The organism is Jatrophihabitans sp. GAS493 (assembly GCF_900230215.1).
Classification (GTDB): Bacteria; Actinomycetota; Actinomycetes; order Mycobacteriales; family Jatrophihabitantaceae; genus MT45.
Genome location: NZ_LT907982.1, coordinates 4097039 through 4114473, shown reverse-complemented (window position 1 = coordinate 4114473; position 17435 = coordinate 4097039). Strand labels below are relative to the sequence as shown.

Annotated in this window: 17 protein-coding genes; 14 read left to right on the top strand and 3 right to left on the bottom strand. The window is 68.2% G+C overall.

The features are described 5' to 3' along the window. The first annotated feature begins 82 nt into the window (after positions 1-82). From CPH63_RS18885 to CPH63_RS18875, 3 genes are read left to right on the top strand one after another with little or no spacing between them, the layout of a single operon-like run. On the top strand, positions 83-2107 hold the full coding sequence (locus CPH63_RS18885; RefSeq protein WP_096304322.1) for an ABC transporter permease: 2025 nt from the start codon (positions 83-85) through the stop codon (positions 2105-2107). After that, on the top strand, positions 2094-2879 hold the full coding sequence (locus tag CPH63_RS18880; RefSeq protein WP_096304321.1) for an ABC transporter ATP-binding protein: 786 nt from the start codon (positions 2094-2096) through the stop codon (positions 2877-2879). The genes CPH63_RS18885 and CPH63_RS18880 overlap by 14 nt, the downstream gene beginning before the upstream one ends. Then, entirely contained in the window at positions 2872-3618 is a 747-nt protein-coding gene (locus tag CPH63_RS18875) for an ABC transporter ATP-binding protein (protein WP_096304320.1), read from the top strand. Before CPH63_RS18880 ends, CPH63_RS18875 begins: the two co-directional genes overlap by 8 nt. Positions 3619-3689: 71 nt before the next feature. On the opposite strand, the gene CPH63_RS18870 is transcribed toward CPH63_RS18875, so the two are convergent. After that, positions 3690-4478, bottom strand: a complete 789-nt coding sequence (locus tag CPH63_RS18870) for a hypothetical protein (protein WP_157749653.1) — start codon at positions 4476-4478, stop codon at positions 3690-3692. 54 nt (positions 4479-4532) lie between these two features. Then, positions 4533-5912, bottom strand: a complete 1380-nt coding sequence (locus tag CPH63_RS18865; RefSeq protein WP_096304318.1) for a 4-hydroxyphenylacetate 3-hydroxylase N-terminal domain-containing protein — start codon at positions 5910-5912, stop codon at positions 4533-4535. 144 nt (positions 5913-6056) lie between these two features. Here CPH63_RS18865 and CPH63_RS18860 point away from each other — a divergent pair, with 144 nt between their 5' ends. The 11 genes from CPH63_RS18860 (at position 6057) to CPH63_RS18810 (ending at position 16828) form a co-directional block, all read left to right on the top strand. Continuing rightward, positions 6057-7217, top strand: coding sequence for an acyl-CoA dehydrogenase family protein (locus CPH63_RS18860; protein WP_206745589.1), 1161 nt, complete (start codon positions 6057-6059; stop codon positions 7215-7217). Further along, positions 7214-8443, top strand: coding sequence for an acyl-CoA dehydrogenase family protein (locus CPH63_RS18855; RefSeq protein ID WP_096304317.1), 1230 nt, complete (start codon positions 7214-7216; stop codon positions 8441-8443). The genes CPH63_RS18860 and CPH63_RS18855 overlap by 4 nt, the downstream gene beginning before the upstream one ends. Next, the gene (locus tag CPH63_RS18850; protein WP_096304316.1) at positions 8440-9618 is read left to right on the top strand and encodes an acyl-CoA dehydrogenase family protein; all 1179 of its coding nucleotides are present in this window, start codon (positions 8440-8442) and stop codon (positions 9616-9618) included. Before CPH63_RS18855 ends, CPH63_RS18850 begins: the two co-directional genes overlap by 4 nt. Beyond that, on the top strand, positions 9615-10589 hold the full coding sequence (locus CPH63_RS18845; RefSeq protein WP_096305284.1) for a phosphotransferase family protein: 975 nt from the start codon (positions 9615-9617) through the stop codon (positions 10587-10589). The genes CPH63_RS18850 and CPH63_RS18845 overlap by 4 nt, the downstream gene beginning before the upstream one ends. Beyond that, the gene (locus CPH63_RS18840) at positions 10586-10939 is read left to right on the top strand and encodes a DUF6285 domain-containing protein (RefSeq protein WP_096304315.1); all 354 of its coding nucleotides are present in this window, start codon (positions 10586-10588) and stop codon (positions 10937-10939) included. Before CPH63_RS18845 ends, CPH63_RS18840 begins: the two co-directional genes overlap by 4 nt. A 13-nt stretch (positions 10940-10952) precedes the next feature. Further along, positions 10953-11837 (top strand): SDR family oxidoreductase, encoded by an 885-nt coding sequence (locus tag CPH63_RS18835; RefSeq protein WP_096304314.1) that lies wholly within the window; start codon positions 10953-10955, stop codon positions 11835-11837. After that, positions 11834-13027, top strand: coding sequence for an acyl-CoA dehydrogenase family protein (locus tag CPH63_RS22835; protein ID WP_096304313.1), 1194 nt, complete (start codon positions 11834-11836; stop codon positions 13025-13027). The genes CPH63_RS18835 and CPH63_RS22835 overlap by 4 nt, the downstream gene beginning before the upstream one ends. Continuing rightward, the gene (locus CPH63_RS18825) at positions 13020-13778 is read left to right on the top strand and encodes an SDR family NAD(P)-dependent oxidoreductase (protein WP_197704445.1); all 759 of its coding nucleotides are present in this window, start codon (positions 13020-13022) and stop codon (positions 13776-13778) included. The genes CPH63_RS22835 and CPH63_RS18825 overlap by 8 nt, the downstream gene beginning before the upstream one ends. Before the next feature lie 17 nt (positions 13779-13795). Next, complete coding sequence (locus CPH63_RS18820) at positions 13796-14899, top strand: acyl-CoA dehydrogenase family protein (protein WP_172892241.1); 1104 nt, start codon at positions 13796-13798, stop codon at positions 14897-14899. Between the two features lie 124 nt (positions 14900-15023). Beyond that, a complete protein-coding gene (locus CPH63_RS18815) occupies positions 15024-15959 on the top strand; it encodes a nitronate monooxygenase family protein (protein ID WP_096304310.1) in 936 nt (311 codons plus the stop codon). Positions 15960-16063: 104 nt separating this feature from the next. Next, entirely contained in the window at positions 16064-16828 is a 765-nt protein-coding gene (locus CPH63_RS18810) for an SDR family NAD(P)-dependent oxidoreductase (protein WP_096304309.1), read from the top strand. On the opposite strand, the gene CPH63_RS18805 is transcribed toward CPH63_RS18810, so the two are convergent. Further along, on the bottom strand, positions 16825-17358 hold the full coding sequence (locus CPH63_RS18805) for an SRPBCC family protein (protein ID WP_096304308.1): 534 nt from the start codon (positions 17356-17358) through the stop codon (positions 16825-16827). The genes CPH63_RS18810 and CPH63_RS18805 overlap by 4 nt on opposite strands. Positions 17359-17435 lie beyond the last annotated feature (77 nt).

Here is a 17435-nt window from a genome sequence, read left to right as displayed (position 1 = left end):
AGCCGCACCCTCCAGTATTTCCGGCACTTTCTCTCTAGTCGTTCCGAGCAAGCCGCTGTACCGAGGACAAGGTAGGAGTCACATGGGCACGTATCTGCAGTTCGCAGTATTGGGACTGGGGCTAGGCGCGATCTACGTCGGCCTGGCCAACGGCCTCGTGCTCGTCTACCGGGCGACCGGCATCATCAACTTCGCGATGGGTGCCATCGCCATGTGGGGCGGCTACGTCTACGCCCAGCTGCGTATCGACGGCAAGCTGGTGCTGCCGATCGGCTCGATCCAACTGGGAAACCAGCCGATGACCACAGCGCCGGCGATGGCCATCGGTATCGCCTCCGCAGTGCTCGTCGGCATCCTCGTCCACTACCTGGTCTTCCGTCCCGTCCGCCGCGCCCCGGCGCTGGCCCAGGTGGTCGTGTCGGTGGCCCTCATGATCACCCTGCAGGCGCTGGTGATCATCCGTTTCGGCTCGGACACCGTCCAGGTGCCCGCCCTCATGCCGGACACGACGTACATCATCTTCGGCGCACCGATCGCCCTGGCCGAGATCCTGATGGCGGCGGTCATGGTGGTGCTGTCGGCGCTCATCTGGGCCTACCTGCGATTCACCCGGGCCGGCGTTGCCACTCGTGCCGCCTCGGACAACGAGCGCGCGGCGATTCTGATGGGATTCTCGCCGGACCGCCTGGCCGGAGTCGCGCTGGTGCTCGCCTCGGCGTTGAGCACCATCGGTGTCATCCTGGCCAGCCCGCTCACCGGCATCAACCCGACCAACTACACGCTCTACGTCGTGCCGGCGCTGGCGGTCATGCTCGTCGCCCGGATGTCCTCGATCGTGGTCGCCACCATCGCCGGTCTGCTGCTCGGTGCGCTGCAGTCGATCCTCACGTTCATGGTCACCTACACCTGGTGGCCGAAGTGGGCGGCCGCGGGAATCGATCAGGTCGTGCCGTTCATCATCGTCATGATCATCCTCTTCGCCATCGGTAAGCGGCTGCCCTCCCGCGGTTCGCTGCAGACGATGCGGCTGCCTGACGTGACGATTCCCCGTATCCGCCCGATTCCGGCCACGATCGTGGTCGTCGTTGTCGGGGCCGGCCTGGCGCTGACCAACGGCGTGTACCGCTTCGGGCTCACGACGTCGATCGTCATGATGCTGCTGGCGCTCTCCTACGTACTCATCACCGGCTACCTCGGCCAGATCTCGCTGGCTCAGGCCGCCTTCGCCGGTGCCGCCGGTTTCGCCCTGTCGAAGGTGACCACGAACTGGAATTGGCCGTTCCCGCTGGCGATTCTCTTCTCGGCCCTCGTCGCCTCGGCGCTGGGCGTGATCGTCGCGCTGCCGGCGCTACGGATCCGCGGTGCGCAGTTGGCGATCGTCACGCTGGCCGCGGCGCTGGCCATCGAACGCTTCGTCTTCAACAACTACAGCCTCACTCCGGCCGAGGGGAATCCGATCGCCGATCCCCACCTCTTCGGTATCAACTTCTCGATTCGGGCCGGTCGCGACGTCAGCCGCCTCTCCTTCTCGATCATGGTGCTGGTCATCGCCGTTATCGTGGTCCTCTTCTTCGTCCGTATCGTCTCCGGTGACCTCGGGCGGGCCTTCCTGGCCGTCCGGGCCAATGAGCGGGCCGCGGCGTCGGCCGGTATCAACGTCCGCTTCACCAAGCTGATCGGCTTCGCGCTCTCGGCCTTCATCGCCGGGGTCGCCGGCTGCCTGCTGGGCTACGGGCACGGGCAGCTGTCGGCCGCCTCGTTCACCGTCTTCGTCGGCCTGCAGGTGCTGGCGATCGCCTACCTGGGCGGCATCACCTCGTGGGGCGGCGCGGCGGTGGCCGGCTGCCTGGCCCCGCTCGGGATCGTCTACACGATCATCAACCAGATCTGGGACACCGGGAACATCTACGCGCTGATCTCCGGCCTGGCCCTGATCCTCACCGCGATCATCAACCCGAGTGGCATCGCCGGCGAGACCGTCCGGCAGATCGACTGGGTCCGCCGGTGGATGTCCGAGCGCAGCAGCCACCCACCGCTGAGTCCGCCAACCGAGCCGGTGCGTACGCCGGTTCCGGCTGAGAGGAGTGCCGCGCATGTCCAGCACTGAGCCGGTTACCAGTTCCTCCGACGGGCTGCAGGCCCGCGGCATCACCGTCCGTTACGGCGGCGTGGTCGCTAACCAGGACGTGTCGATCTCGGTGCCACCGGGGCAGATCGTCGGGCTCATCGGCCCGAACGGTGCCGGGAAGACCAGCTTCGTCGACGCGCTCACCGGATTCGCGAAAGCCAGCGGGGAGATCTCGATGGGCGGCCGGCGGATCGATTCGCTACGACCGCATCAGCGCCGGGCCGCGGGGCTGTCGCGCACCTGGCAGTCGGGGGAGTTGTTCGCCAGCCTGACGGTGGCCGAGAACATCCTGGCCGGGGCGCGCCCACCGCGACCATCCACCATCTTCCGCGACCTCTTCCTGCGCCACGATCCCGGAACGGCGATGGTCGAGCGAGCGCTCGAGATCGTGGGACTACCCGGTTCGGGCGGCGTACGGGCTGGTGACCTGACGCTCGGGCAGCAGAAGTTGGTCGGGGTCGCCCGCGCACTGGCCGGCGGGTGCTCCACCCTGCTGCTGGACGAACCGGCGGCCGGTCTGGATAGCGCCGAGAGCGAGGAGTTCGCCGGACGTATCCGGCGCATCGTCGACACCGGTCCCGGAGCGCTGCTCATCGATCACGACATGGGCCTGGTGCTCAGCGTCTGCGACACGATCTACGTCCTGGAGTTCGGGAAGCTGATTTTCCGGGGCACCGCAGACGAGGCTCGCAATGATCCGGCCGTCATCGCGGCCTATCTCGGAGTTCCGATTGAGGCGAACCATGGCTGACGTTGTCCTGCAGGCAGATGCGATCACCGCCGGTTACAACCGGGTGGCCGCGATCCGTGACTTCTCCCTCACCGTCGAGCGGGGCGAGGTGATCGCCCTGCTCGGACCGAACGGTGCGGGCAAGACGACCTCGCTGCTGTCGATGGTCGGGCTGATCGACCTGATGGGTGGTTCGGTCACCGCCCTCGGCCGGGAGGTCACCTCGCGGCGCACGACGTCGCTGGTGCGGGCCGGGCTGATGCTGGTGCCCGACGACCGCGGCGTCTTCGCTGACCTAACCGTGCGGGAGCACTTCCGGATGGCTCGGGCCAAGCCCAGCAAGACACGGGAGCAGTTCGTGCTGGATCGCTTCCCCGCGCTGCGGAATCTGCAGTCCCGCAAAGCCGGTCTCCTCTCCGGTGGCGAGCAGCAGATGCTGGCCATCGGCAAGGCGCTGCTGGCCGAGCCGAAGATCCTGCTGATCGACGAGATGAGCCTCGGGCTGGCCCCGATCATCGTCCAGGAAATGCTTCCCGGTATTCGCGATCTGGCCAAGGACGAGGGGATCGCGGTCGTCCTGGTCGAGCAGCACGTTGCCCTGGCACTGTCGGTCTCGGATCGGGCCATCGTGCTCAACCACGGGCGAATCGTGCTCGAGGGCAGTGCGGCCCAGTTGCTCAAGGAGCAGGGCCGCGTTGAGTCGGCTTACTTCGGGGCGAACGAGTTCGCTGACACCGCCCACGAGAGCCTCCCGGCCTGAGCGGCGGCACCGCGCACCGAGCCCGACCTGACCGACCGAACATATAGACCTGAGCCGATCTGCCGCGGGAGTCAGTGCGGGCCGTGGCTGGTCTGCTTGGATACCAGAAGCTCATCGCGGTAACAGAACTGGTAGATCGTCGGGTCGATGCCCGAGCTCGGGCCTTCGTAGTACTCGCAGGCCGTTTCGGACGGCGTCGGCGCGAAGAGCCAGTCAACCGGCTCGCGCAGCGGCCGCCCGAGCCGCTCGCGGACCTCGCTGTGCGCGTCGCCCGGTTGCGGGGTTGCGTATTCGTGATCGCTGATGACGCCGATCGTCTGGTCGTAGGAGGTCAGACCGACGGGCACGACGAACAACACCGGCGCGGTGAGCGCCGCAAGGCAGATGAGAAGCCGTGGGTGGCGCATTGTCACGCCGCGGGCGCGGTGTTCGAGACGGACGGCTGCGACCAGCAGCGCAGCTATGGCGATTGGGCCGACCAGCAGCAGCAGTCCACCGCCGATGTTGGCGCCGACAACTCCGGCCGTCTCCTCCCGCCACGCGGCCGCGACGAGCGCACCCGCCGCAGCCAGCAATGCTGTTGCTGAGCGTGTCGGGCCTCGTTCGGCAGACCGGTGGCCACGGTAGGACCCCGCGATGCCGACGACCGCAGCGGCGACGATCACGACGGCGGCAACGCCGACGGTTCGTTCCAGCCCGAGCGGCACGTGGTACGGCCCGAACTCGTGGTCGGGCCAATGCCGGCCGATGGGTCCGATCGCCCACCAGGTGAGCGCGGGTGCGGCGAGCACCAAGCCGAGCGCAGACCACAGCGGCACCGGACCGCGACGAACGCCTACCGCACGCCCCCGGCCGTCCACCGATACATTGTGCGGCCCGGTGGGCAAATGTGCTCGCTGGATGTGCGGACTGCCTCAGGCCCCGCTGATGCCGGCGACCTTGAGGGCCAGCGCTCGGGCCCGCGCGATGTCGTAGTGCTTGCGAGTGACCAGCCGCTGCGCGAAGAGGCCGCCGCCGGACTGCAGGTTGGTGACCAGGTGCCACCCGCCGTGGGCGTCAGCGGTGAGGTCGCGGATCGCATGGAACAACTGGGTGCGATAGCGGCCGGAGAAGGCGGGGTACGCCTGCATGTACTTCTCGACATAGGCCGCGGTGGCCGGGTTGTCGAAGTCGGCTACGGAGGGCGCGGTGATCGCTCCGCCGCCGGCGATGTCGTGCAGGTGGCGCACCATCATGTTGAAGTTCGCCGCGCCCTGGTATTTCACGGCGTTGGTGTACAGCTCGTCCGGGTAGTAGTAACCCTCCGGCGTCTTGTGAGCCTTGGAGAGTGCGGCCTCCAGTCCGGCCCGCAGCATGGTCGCGTGGATCATCATCTCGTCGATCTTCTCGCGGATGTGCGACACCTTGCTCAGCCCGTTGGCCTCGGCGATGAGGTGAGCCAGGCCAACCAGTTCGTCGGCCTGCTCGCACATGAACGACGTTCCGCCCAGACGTTCCCACAGTCCCAGGGAGTGGGCGAAGACGGCGGCATGCTCCACCTGCCCGTCCAGGAAGACCCGGTCCCAGGGGACGAAGACGTCGTCCAGAATCACGAAACCGTCCGGGGTGGCCAGCCGATCACTGACCGGATAGTCGCGGCGGTCACGCCCGCGTGGATCGTTCGTCGTGTTGATGATCGACACACCCGGAGAGTTCACCGGGATGGCACAGGCGATGGCCCACTCCTCCTCGCCCGGCTTCATCTTCTTGGTCGGCATGACCATCAGCTCGTGGCCGAGCGAGGCGGCGGTGATGTGCAGCTTCGCCCCACGGACCACTACGCCGTCCTCGCGCCGCTCTACCACCCGCACATAGGCGTCGGGATCCTCCTGCCCGATCGGAGACTGACTGCGATCGCCCTTGGCGTCGGTGATGCACTCGGTGACCCGGATGTCGCGCAGCTTGGCGTCCTCGACATACGTCTCGATCCGCTCCGCGAGTTCAGGCGACACCGGCCGGATCCGAGGCGCGGCGACGAGCAGCGTCATCAGTGACTGGTAGGTGACGTTGAGGGCCTGGTCCAATTCGACAAGGATCGGAATCCGGCTGCGCAGCTCGTCCTGGCTGCGCGGCGCGGTAACCATCGGATTCACCGCGCCCGGCTCGGATGTGTAGTACTTGTCGTACCCGTCGGCGGTGGCCTGCACGGCAACCGCGAAGGCAGGCTCAGTCGCCTGATTCTCCACCAGCCGGCCTTCGAAGTAGATCTTGCGACCGTCGTTGAGGGAGGCCTTGTATTCCTCGCCTGTCATCATGGGCGGAGTTTCCCTTCATCGCGGACGCCACGTTTATGGCGACCTTTCGCGATAGTGCGTTGTTCGGCGAACCGGCGTCAAGTGAGCCCGCAGGCCCTGACGGCAGGCCTTTGTCGAACAGTCCAAAGCCCCGGCGGCGGCGCGTTGGAACTGGACGCCCGCTCCTCCAAGCTGATTCACATGGAGTTCGCCTGGACCGATGAACAACGCAGCCTGCGATCGAGCGTGCGACGGATGCTGGAAGCGCGCGCGTCCCTGAGATCCGCCCGCGACCTCGCCGAATCCGGAACCCGTCATGACCCGAAACTGTGGCGCGACCTGGCCCGCCAGGCCGGGCTGCAGTCCCTCGCCATCCCGGAGGTCTTCGGGGGAGCCGGCGCTTCACCGGTCGAGTTGGCGATCGTGGCCGAGGAGACCGGGCGGGTACTGCTCGGCGGGCCGTTCCTCTCCACGGCCGTCCTCGGGGTTCAGACGATCCTGGCCGCCGATGACGATGCCTACGCCCACGAGGTGCTGCCGGCGGTTGCCGAGGGCGAGCTGACCCTGGCGCTGGCGGTCGTCGAGGCCGATGGACGATTCGACAACCGGGCATTGAACACGGCGGTGAGCGCGACCGCTGACGCCCGCGGACGGATCTCGGGTGCGAAGGCGCTGGTGCTCGACGGGGCCGAGGCCGACGTTCTGATCGTGGCGGCGCGGGAGGCCGACGGCCTCTCCCTCTTCGCTGTCCAGTCGGACGAGGGTGTGCGGCGAAGCCCGCTGGCGGTGCTCGACCAGACCCGCGCCATCGCCGCGCTGGAGTTCGACGGTGCACCCGGACGCCGAATCGGTGCCGCCGGTGCCGGCGCATCGGCGATCGAGAAGATGCTGATCAACTCCTCGATCTACCTGGCCGCCGAGCAACTCGGCGCCAGCGAGCGGGCCACCGAGATCACCGCCGAGTATGCCCGCACCCGGCGGCAGTTCGGCCGCGAGATCGGGGCATTCCAAGCCGTGAAGCACCGGCTGGCCGACATGGCGGTCCGGGTCGAGCTGGCCCGCTCAGCGGTGTACTGGGCCGCCTGGCAGCAACCGGGCAGCGAAGCAGCCGCGATGGGGGCGAGCGTCGCCGCCGCCTACTGCGGGCCGGCCTTCCTGCAGACCGCGAAGGACATGATTCAGCTGCACGGCGGAATCGGGTTCACCTGGGAACACGACGCCCACCTCTTCCTGCGGCGCGCGCGGGCCACCCAGGCCCTGCTGGGTGACCCGGCCGCGCACCGAGCTCGGCTAGAACCCTTTCTGCTGCAGGAGGTATCGGCATGATCGAGATCGGTGCCGCCGCGTCGGCGGCCGAGATCGCCACGATCGCTCGGGCCTGGTTGGCCGGCAATCTCCCCGAGGACTGGCTGCAGGCCTCCGAACTGGGGCAGTGGGAGCTCGTCGACGCGATCCTGGCCGACGAGCAGCGCAGCGCCGAGTGGTTCGTCAAACTGGGTGAGGCCGGCCTGGCGACTCCGACCTGGCCGATCGAATACCGCGGATTGGGTCTCACCCCAGAGCAGGCCGCCGGTGTCTCCGAGGCACTCTCCGACCACCGGGCCGGCCGGCCGGAATCCGACTTCGTCGGCCTGGCCCTCGCCGGCGCGACCATTCTGCAGTGGGGCACCGACGAGCAGAAGCAGCGCTTCCTCCCGCCGTTGGCCCTGGGGCGGGAGCGCTGGTGCCAGCTCTTCAGCGAACCCGGCGCTGGATCGGACCTGGCGTCGCTGTCGACCCGGGCCGTCGAGCACGATGCGGGCGGGTGGCTGGTCAACGGCCAGAAGGTCTGGAGCTCCTTCGCGCACATCTCCGACTTCGGGTTGCTGATGGCCCGCACCGACCCAACCCTGCCTAAACACAAGGGGATCAGCTACTTCCTGCTCGATATGCACTCCGCCGGCGTGACGCCGCGTCCGCTGCGTCAGATGACCGGGGAGGCCGAGTTCAATGAGGTCTTCCTCACCGATGTCGTGGTTCCCACGGAGGCGCTGCTCGGCGAATTGAACAACGGCTGGGCGGTGGCCATCAGCACCCTGATGTCCGAACGTAACGGCATCAGCGGGCGTCCGTCGGTCGGGCCGGGACGGGCCGCCGCGCTGGCCGGACTGGCCCAGCGCACGGGAGCCTGGGAACGACCGGTGCTGCGCGATGAACTGCTAAGGCTGCATGTGGCGGAGAAGGTCCTGCAGATGACGACGATCCGCTCGCACGCCGAAGCCGGGGACTCGGCCCCCGGCGCCGAGGGGTCGGTACGCAAGCTGGCCAACGCTGACCTCGATGAGTGGGCCGGCACGCTGGCCGGTGACATCGATCCGGTCTCCATAGTCGGTTGGCCGACGAGTGGGCCGGCACCGGATGCCGTCCAGCAGTTCCTGGCCATGAAGACCATCAGCATCGCCGGCGGCACGTCGGAGATTCAGCGCAACATCATCGGAGAACGCCTGCTGGGGCTGAGCCGGGATAGCGATCCCGAGAAGAATCTGCCCTTCGAACAGCGGCGACGAGCATGAACGAACTGCAGTCGAGGATGCGGGCGTTCATCGACGAGACGGTGATCCCGGCCGAATCAGTGCTGCTGGCCGGAGGGCCGGCCGCCGAGGCGGCGATGGCCCAGTTGCAGGGGACCGCGCAGCGAGACGGGCTGTGGGCGCTGGGACATCCGGCTGAGATCGGTGGCGGTGGCCTGCCGTTCATGGAGTACGTGCTGGTGAACGAGATCATCGGCCGCTCCTACTTCGGTCAGCTCGCCACCGGAACCAGCACCACGCAGGACTCGATCATGCTGCAACTATTCGGGACCGCCGCCCAGCGAGAGCGGTGGCTGGACCCGATGGTCGCCGGACGCGTGCTGCCCTGTGTCGCGATGACGGAACCCGACGTGGCCGGCTCCGACCCGACCCAGATCCGCAGCCACGCCAGCCTGGATGGCGACGAGTGGGTCGTCAATGCGCACAAGTGGTTCACCACCGGGGCCAGCCGGGCCGGATTCACCACCGTCTTCGCCCGCACTGAGCCCGCGGGCGTCGACGCACACCGCGCGCTGTCGGCCATCCTCGTCCCGATGGACACCCCGGGGCTGAAGATCGACCGTGTTCTGCAGACGATGGGCACCACGCTCGGTGACCACTGCGAGATCAGCCTCACCGACGTCCGGGTGCCGGTCGACAGCCTGGTCGGCGCACGGGGCGACGGTTTCGTGGTGGCCCAGCGCCGGCTGGGGCCCGGTCGGATCTTCCACTGCATGCGCTGGCTCGGCCAGGCACAGCGGGCCTTCGAGCTCATGTGCGATCGGGCGAAGTCCCGCTTCGCACACGGGTCCTACCTCGCCGAGAAGGGCGAGATCCAGCGTTATATCGCCGAATCGGCGGCGGAGATCCAGGCGGCGCGGCTGATGACGCTCGACGCAGCCCGTGCCTACGACCTCGACGGACGAGCCGCGGTGGAGATCAGCCTCATCAAGTTCTGGGGCGCCCGGATGCTGCACAACGTCATCGACCGCGCGATCCAGGTGCACGGGGCGCTCGGCCTCACCGAGGACACCCCGCTTGATCTGATGTATCGCGAAGCGCGCTACGCCCGTATCTACGACGGACCCGACGAGGTGCACCGCATGGTGGTGGCCCGCCGGATCCTGGCCGACCAGGGCAAGGCTCCGTGGAACCGCTCCGAGGAACCGTCCCGATGAGCGCTGACCTCGCGGCGTCACCGTCGCCGCAGGCCGTCGGCAAGCTGTTGGTGGAGCTGGGTCTGGCCGACCCGACGGACGACGTGACGCTGCGCCGGCTCACCGGCGGCGCCTCGCGGGCGACGTTCCTGGTCGAGGTCGCCGAGACCCGCTATGTGCTGCGAGTCGACGGCGACACCCTCGGAGCCGGTCACCCGCTGGATGTCGAGGCCGAGCTGCTCTCGATCGCCGGCGCGGGTGGCGTCTGCGCTCCGCGGGTACACGCCGTGGAGAGCGGACTCGCCACGCTCGGCGCCCCTTTCCTGCTGATGGAGTTCGTCGACGGCCGCACGCTGCCCAAGCGCATCCTGCACGACCGGGAGCTCGCCCGCGCCCGCACGCTACTACCGGCGCAGCTCGGCGACGCGCTGGGCCGATTGCACCGCATCCCCCTCGACCACGCGCCGGCCGCGCTGGTCGCCGCCGGTGACGAGGTCGCACGCTGGCGTGATGCGCTGGATTCCTATGGCCAACCCCATCCGGCCTTCGAGCTGGGGCTGCGTTGGTTGGACGACCATCGCCCGGCTGCGGTGCCGGAGGTCATCCTGCACGGCGACTTCCGCCTCGGGAACCTGATCGTCGACGAGTCCGGGCTGCGCGCGGTGCTGGACTGGGAGTTGGCCCATACCGGTGACCCGCGCGAGGACCTGGGATGGCTCTGCGCTTCGAGCTGGCGATTCGGTGGCCCGCGGCCAGTGGCCGGACTGGGCGAGTACGAGCCGCTGCTGGATGCCTACGCCGCCCAGACCGGGCTGGTCGTCAGCGTCGAGGAACTGCACTGGTTCGAGGCGCTGGCCACACTGCGCTGGGGCGTCATCTGCCTTGGACAGACGATGCGGCACCTGCGCGGAACCACCCGCTCGGTGGAGCTGGCCGCGCTCGGTCGGCGCGTCTGCGAAGTCGAGTGGTCCCTGCTGGAGGCGACCGCGTGAGCCAGACACCCCACGACGTGCCGTCGGCGATCGACCTGCTGGCCGCGGTCGAGGAGTTCCTTACCGAATCGATGCTTCCGGCCGCCGACGACGACCTGCGCTTCTACGTGCGGGTGTCGGCCAACGTGCTGGCCGTCGTCCGCCGCGAACTCACGCTCGGGCCGGAGCTGGCCCGTCACCATGACCGTGACCTGGAGCTGATCGGCTGTGCCGATGAGACCGAGCTCGCCCAGCGACTGCGGTCGGGGTCACTGGACTACCGCAACCCGCTCGTACGCGACGTGATCACCCGAACCGTACGGGCAAAACTGGCGGTCGCCCGCCCGTCCCTGCTCACCGATACACCCTAGAGAGGCCTGCTTCGTGGATGTAACCAAGTTCCTACCGCTTGACCTGTTCGCCGGCCGAGTCGTCTTCGTCACCGGCGGCGGAAGCGGTATCAATCTCGGGATCGCGTCGGCCTTCGCCGCCCTCGGTGCCGACGTGGCCATCTGCGGGCGCAGCGCCGACCGGCTGGCCGGTGCCGCCGAGCAGCTGAACGGATTCGGACATCGTGTGCTCACCCAGGTCGCCGACGTCCGCGATGCCGAGCAGTTGGCGGCGGCCCTGGACGCGAGCGAGCGGAGCGCCGGCCCCGCCGACGTGGTCGTCTGCGGTGCTGCCGGCAACTTCGTGGCCGCGGCGGAGAATCTCAGCCCGAACGGGTTTCGCACCGTCGTCGATATCGATCTGCTGGGGAGTTTCAACACCTCCCGGGCCGCCTTCGACCAGTTGCGTCGCACCCGTGGGGCGCTGCTCTTCGTCTCCGCCGCCCAGGCTTACCTCCCCTTCGCTTATCAGGCCCACGTCGGCGCGGCCAAAGCCGGCGTCGACAGCCTGATGCGTAATCTGGCGCTGGAGTGGGGTCGCTACGGCATCCGCTCCAACTCCATCGTGCCCGGACCGACCGCGGGGACAGAGGGTATGCGCCGCCTCGGTGACGTCGCCGGGGAGGAGACTTGGACGTCGATGGTTCCGCTCGGGCGCTACGCGGAGTTGGAGGAGATAGCGGCGATGGCCGTCGTGCTCTGCTCGCCGCTGGCCGCCTACGTCACCGGCGCCCAGGTGATCGTCGACGGTGGTCAGGGACTCAGCGGGTCGGCGCTGTTCAACAACGCGGTGGGTACGGCATTGGACAAAATGCCGGATGCCGTGCCGGACAGAGTGCCGGATGCCGTGCCGGCCGACGCCGTGTCCGGCACCCGATGACGAGAGGCAGCACCGTGGATCAACGTGAGTTAGTGAGCTCGACCGCACTGCAGGTGGTCGCCGAGTATCCACCCGAGCAGGTTTCCCAGCGCGAGTTTCTCGAGGCATGCTTCGACGCGGGACTGGCCTGGGTGCAATTCCCGGTCGGGTTGGGTGGGCTGGGTGTTGCCCCCGGCCTGCAGTCGGTGAGTGACACGATCCTGCAGGCGGCCGGCGGGCCGGAGGTGTTTTGGCTCAATCCGATGGGTTACGGCATGGCGGCCCCGACACTGGTCGGGCACGCGTCGGTGGAGCTGCAGCATAAGTTGCTGCGCCCGCTCTACATCTGCGACGAGATCTGGTGTCAGCTCTTCAGCGAGCCCGGCGCGGGGTCTGACCTCGCCGGTCTGGCCACTCGGGCCGTGCGGAGCGGGGATGGCTGGCTCATCGACGGGCAGAAGGTCTGGACCAGTGCGGCGCATAAGGCGCGGTATGGCCTGCTGCTGGCCCGTACCGATCCGGATGTGCCCAAACATAAGGGAATGACGTACTTCGTCATCGACATGCAGGCGCCGGGAGTCGAGGTGCGGCCGCTGCGCCAGATGAACGGCGAGGCCGAATTCAACGAGGTCTACCTGCAGCAGGCCTACATCCCCGATGGCTGGCGCCTCGGCGAGGTCGGCGCCGGTTGGTCGGTGGCGATGACGACGTTGATGAACGAGCGCAACGCGATCGGCGGCGGCTCCAGCGTGCGCAACGCCGGCACCATCGCCGATGCGTTCCAGCTGTGGCGTTCCCGCCCGGAGCTGCACACGCCGGCGCTACGTTCGCGGCTCACCCAGCTCTTCGTAGACGCCGAGGTGAACCGCCTCTCCGGTGACCGGGAGCGCGCCGAACACGGCCGGGCCGACGCCGGACCGCGCGGCTCCATCGGCAAGCTCTACGGCGCTGAACTGAACCAGCACGTCTACGAGTTCTGCATGGAGCTGCTGGGTGTGGAGGCGACGCTGTACGGATCCTACGAACGGCAATACGACGACGGCGATGACCCGACCCCCTTGCAGCGCAAGCACCTTCGCGCCCGGGCGAACACGATCGAGGGTGGATCGGCCGAGATCCTGCGCAACCTCATCGGCGAACGCGTGCTGGGTCTGCCCGGCGACATCCGCGTCGATACTCGCATCCCGTGGCGCGAGGTGCCCCGTGGCTGATGCTCCTCTCGCTGGTCGGGTCGCCCTGGTCACCGGGGCCGGGCGCGGAATCGGCCTCGGCATCAGCCAGGCGTTGTCGGCCGCCGGCGCGGCCGTCGCGATCACCTACCGCAAGGACGTGAAGTCGGCTGAGGCTGCCGTGGCCGCGCTGCCCTCCTACGGCAAGGCCTACTGCAGCGATGTCGCCGACGTCGACGGTGCGCAGCGCCTCATCGCCCAGGTGGTCGAGGACTTCGGCCAGCTCGACATCCTGGTGCACAACGCGGGCATTGCCAGTCGGGGTCATGACGTGGCCGGCACGAGCGTCGAGGAGGTGCGCCGACTGCTGGAGGTACACGCGGTCGGGCCGCACCAGCTCAGCCGCGCGGCGCTGCCGCATCTGCGCCGCAACGCCCGCTCCGACATCGTCTTCATCTCCAGCATCGCCACCCGACATCACATGGCCGGCGGTGCACCGTATTCGATGGGGAAGGCCGCCGTCGAGGCGCTGGCCCACACGCTAGCCATGGAGGAGCGAGACCGGGGCGTGCACGTCAACATCGTGGCTCCGGGCCTCGTCGACACCGACATGGGGCAGCGCATGATGCGGGCGACGCGTGGCATGGAGGACATCCGCGACGCCGACGCGGAGTCGCCGTTCGGGCGCGTCTGTGCCCCGAGCGACGTCGCCGCCGTCGTCTGCTTTCTCGTCGGATCGGGTGCGCAGTACCTGACCGATCAACGCATAGTCGTGGACGGCGGCACGTTCTGATGGAGGAGAAGAAGGTTATGGAATTCGAATTCTCGTCGGAGCAGCTGGCCCTGCGCGACCTGGCCGCGAAGGTGATCGCCACGTCGTGGCCCGAGTCGATGGCCCGGGGGGCCTCGGTCGCCACCGAACTCGACCGCGCGCGCTGGCGGGAACTCGGCGAACTCGGCCTGATCGGTCTGGGTGTGCCGGAGGAGCTGGGCGGGGGAGGTGCGGGTGTGGTGGAACTGCAGCTCGTGGCCGAGGAGCTTGGTCGCTCGCTGGCCCAGACGCCGTTTCTGGCCGTGGCCGGATTAGCGGTGCCGGTGCTGCTGGCGAGCGGGGATGTAACTCTGGCCCAGAAGTTGCTGCCCGGCGTCTGCGCTGGTGAGTCCATGCTGGCCGTAGTCGCCACCGATCGCCACGGAGCCTGGCTGCCCGCGGTGTCGGGCGTCAGTGCTCACCAGGACGCTGCCGCCTGGACCCTGGAGGGAAGCGCGGCACATGTGCTCGACGGCTGCGACGCCGATCAGCTGCTGGTGCTGGCCGACGAGTCGTTGTTCCTCGTCGACGTCACGCAGCCCGGCTTGAGCCGCACGCCGATGGGCTCGCTGGATGCGACCCGGCGCCAAGGCGTTCTCGACTTCGCCGCGGTGCCGGCCCGGCTCGTCGGCGCGCCGGGGGCTGGGCGCCAAGCCGTGGAATCAGGCACCGATCGCGCGGTGGCCCTGCTGGCCGCCGAGCAGCTGGGCACGGCTGAACGCATGCTCGACCTCTCGGTCGAATACGCCAAGACCCGGCTGCAGTTCGGTCGGCCAATCGGGTCGTTCCAGGCGGTGAAGCACCGCTGCGCCGACATGCTCGTGCAGGTCGAGCACGCCCGGTCAGCCGCATATCACGCCGGTTGGGCCTTCGATGCCGCCGTCGACGACACCCGCATCGCCGCCAGCCTGGCGCACGTCGCCTGCTCGCAGACCGCCGCCGACGTGACGGCCGGAGCGATTCAGGTACACGGGGGCATCGGCTTCACCTGGGAGCATGCCGCGCACCTGTACTTCAAACGCTCCACGGCCGATCGACATCTCTTCGGTGGATCGCCGCGGCACCTCGAGCGACTGGCCCAACTGGTGATCGACGCCAGCTGATCGACGCCAGCTGATTGACACCGGCTGGTGCGGCGCCGGCCGTGCGAGAACTCGCCTGTGAGATCGCACAACGCGTGGCCGCAACGCCCTAGGAGAACGAGGTGCGCCTCCCTATTCTCGCAGAATGTACTTTGAGAATAGGGTAACCAGCGCTCTCGGCATCTCCATTCCGATCCTCTCCGCCCCGATGGGGTGGGTGGCCCGGGCCGAGCTGGTCGCGGCGGTGTCGGAGGCCGGAGGTATGGGTCTGGTGCCGGGTTCGCTCTCACTCGAGGAGGTTCGCAGCGACATCCGCGGTGTGCGGGAGCGAACGGACAAACCGTTCGGAATCAACGTCCCGCTGCTCTTCGCCAAGGATCCGCGGGTGATCGACATGGTGATCGACGAGGGTGTCCGCTTCATCACGACCTCGGCGGGCTCGCCGGCCACCTACACACCGATGCTCAAGGCGGCCGGATTGACCGTCTATCACGTCGTGCCGTCGCTGGTTGCCGCGCTCAAAGCCGTCGCCGCCGGTGTGGACGGGCTGATCGTGGAAGGGAACGAGGGGGCCGGCTTCAAGAGCCCCCGTGAGGTATCCACCACCGTGCTGGTGCCGCTGGTGGCCTCGCGGGTGAACGTCCCGGTCATCGCGGCCGGAGGGATCGTCGACGGCCGTTCCCTGGCGTCGGTGCTGGCTCTCGGTGCGGAGGGAGTGCAGATGGGCACCCGCATGCTCGCCTCCCGGGAGTCGGCTGTGCATCAGAACATCAAGGCGGCGGTGGTTGCCGCGGCCGAGACCGACACCGTCCTCATCAACCGCGCCGTTGGACGGCCGATGCGGGTGCTGCGCACCGAGCTCTCCAATCGCCTGGAAAACATGGAGGATCCGGACGTGATCTCGGTGCTGGCCCAGGTCACCACGCTGTACTACGGAGGCGACCTCGAGTCGAGCCTGGCCCAGCTCGGCCAGGTCGCCGGTCGCATCGACGAGGTGCTGTCGGTGGCCGAGATCTTTGAACGCACGCTGACTGAATTCCGCGATGTGGTTCGCGAGCTGGCCCAGTCGGCCCGCGACTGATTCTCAGGCTGTCGAGAAGTCCAAGGGCGCCGCTGCCCGCCCTGGTGGGCCGACGCGCGGTCGGTTTCACTGAGGGCCGTCACAAACTGGAAGAGGAGCAAAACATGCCAGGTCTGCATAATCGCGTCGCACTGGTCACCGGTGGGGCGCAAGGCATCGGCGCCGCCGTCGCATCGCGTCTGGCCGCGGATGGCGCGAAGGTCGGTGTGCTCGATCTCAATGCCGCACTCGCGCAGCGGACGGCCGATGAGATCGTCGCCGCCGGCGGATCGGCCCGTGCTTTCGGGGCCGACGTGACCCGGCGGGAGGAGGTGTCGGCCGTGGTCGACGAGCTGGTCGGTGAGTTCGGCGGCCTGCACATTCTGGTGAACAATGCCGGTGTTCTGCGGGACAACCTGCTCTTCAAGATGAGCGATGACGACTGGTCGACGGTCATGAACGTCCATCTCGGCGGTGCGTTCATCTGCAGCCAGCTCGCGCAGCGGCATATGGTCGAGCAGCGCTACGGGCGCATTATCAGCATGTCGTCGACCTCGGCTCTGGGCAACCGTGGGCAGAGCAATTACTCGGCGGCCAAGGCCGGGCTGCAGGGGCTGACCAAGACGCTGGCCATCGAACTTGGCCCCTACGGGGTAACGGCGAACGCGATCGCCCCCGGCTTCATCGAGACGGCGATGACCTCGGCCACCGCGCAGCGGATCGGCATGACAATCGATTCGCTGCGCGAGTCGGTCGCGGCCGCCCTGCCGGTGCGTCGCGGCGGGCTACCGGCGGATATCGCCAACGCCGCAGCCTTCCTGGCCGGGGAGGAGGCAGGCTACGTCACCGGCCAGGTTCTCTACGTCGACGGTGGCAGCGAACTGGTCTAGGCCCGGCCGTCCGCGCTGGGGACCCGGTGCTGTTGCTCGAGCGTCGTCTTGAGGTTGCGCAGGGTGATGTGGATGTTGCGGGCGTTGAACTCGGCGAAGGACTTCTTCCGGGTGACGATGCGGTCGAAGACGGCGGCGATGACGTCGGGCCATTTCGTGCGGTCGTCGGTCCAGGTCTCAGTGACCCGGGTACCCCCCTCGACCGTCTCCAGCGTGTACTCCCAGCTCGCGATCGGTGCCGAGACTCGAGGCGTGCCGAGCCCCATCTTGTGGGCGCGGAAGGCGAAGCGCCGCCCGGGCTCAGCGGCGGTGACCGTGCACTGAGTACACCAGCGAAAGCCGTGGCGCTTGTTCCGTCCCACGAACGTCGCTCCGGCTGCCAGCCCGTTCGCCCCGATTGACGCGGCGGTGGCGCCGGTGTTCTCCGGGCTCCAGCGGGGCGTCTGCGTCGGATCGCTGAGATGCGGGTAGATGGCCTGCGGATCCAGCGCGATCACGATGCTCTCGGACACGGTCATTCGCCTCGGCATGGCTCTCCCTCAGGGGCATGGCTGTCGCGCAGCCGGTTGGTTTCAGCGAAGACTACTAGCCAGTAGGGTTTCACGGT

Bases quoted from the DNA above. Each gene is read 5' to 3' on its own strand.
- CPH63_RS18845 (WP_096305284.1), top strand. From the start codon at position 9,615: ATGAGCGCTGACCTCGCGGCGTCACCGTCGCCGCAGGCCGTCGGCAAG.
- CPH63_RS18820 (WP_172892241.1), top strand. From the start codon at position 13,796: ATGGAATTCGAATTCTCGTCGGAGCAGCTGGCCCTGCGCGACCTGGCC.
- CPH63_RS22835 (WP_096304313.1), top strand. From the start codon at position 11,834: ATGACGAGAGGCAGCACCGTGGATCAACGTGAGTTAGTGAGCTCGACC.
- CPH63_RS18855 (WP_096304317.1), top strand. From the start codon at position 7,214: ATGATCGAGATCGGTGCCGCCGCGTCGGCGGCCGAGATCGCCACGATC.
- CPH63_RS18850 (WP_096304316.1), top strand. From the start codon at position 8,440: ATGAACGAACTGCAGTCGAGGATGCGGGCGTTCATCGACGAGACGGTG.
- CPH63_RS18810 (WP_096304309.1), top strand. From the start codon at position 16,064: ATGCCAGGTCTGCATAATCGCGTCGCACTGGTCACCGGTGGGGCGCAA.
- CPH63_RS18885 (WP_096304322.1), top strand. From the start codon at position 83: ATGGGCACGTATCTGCAGTTCGCAGTATTGGGACTGGGGCTAGGCGCG.
- CPH63_RS18880 (WP_096304321.1), top strand. From the start codon at position 2,094: ATGTCCAGCACTGAGCCGGTTACCAGTTCCTCCGACGGGCTGCAGGCC.
- CPH63_RS18805 (WP_096304308.1), bottom strand. From the start codon at position 17,358: ATGCCGAGGCGAATGACCGTGTCCGAGAGCATCGTGATCGCGCTGGAT.
- CPH63_RS18865 (WP_096304318.1), bottom strand. From the start codon at position 5,912: ATGATGACAGGCGAGGAATACAAGGCCTCCCTCAACGACGGTCGCAAG.
- CPH63_RS18875 (WP_096304320.1), top strand. From the start codon at position 2,872: ATGGCTGACGTTGTCCTGCAGGCAGATGCGATCACCGCCGGTTACAAC.
- CPH63_RS18815 (WP_096304310.1), top strand. From the start codon at position 15,024: ATGTACTTTGAGAATAGGGTAACCAGCGCTCTCGGCATCTCCATTCCG.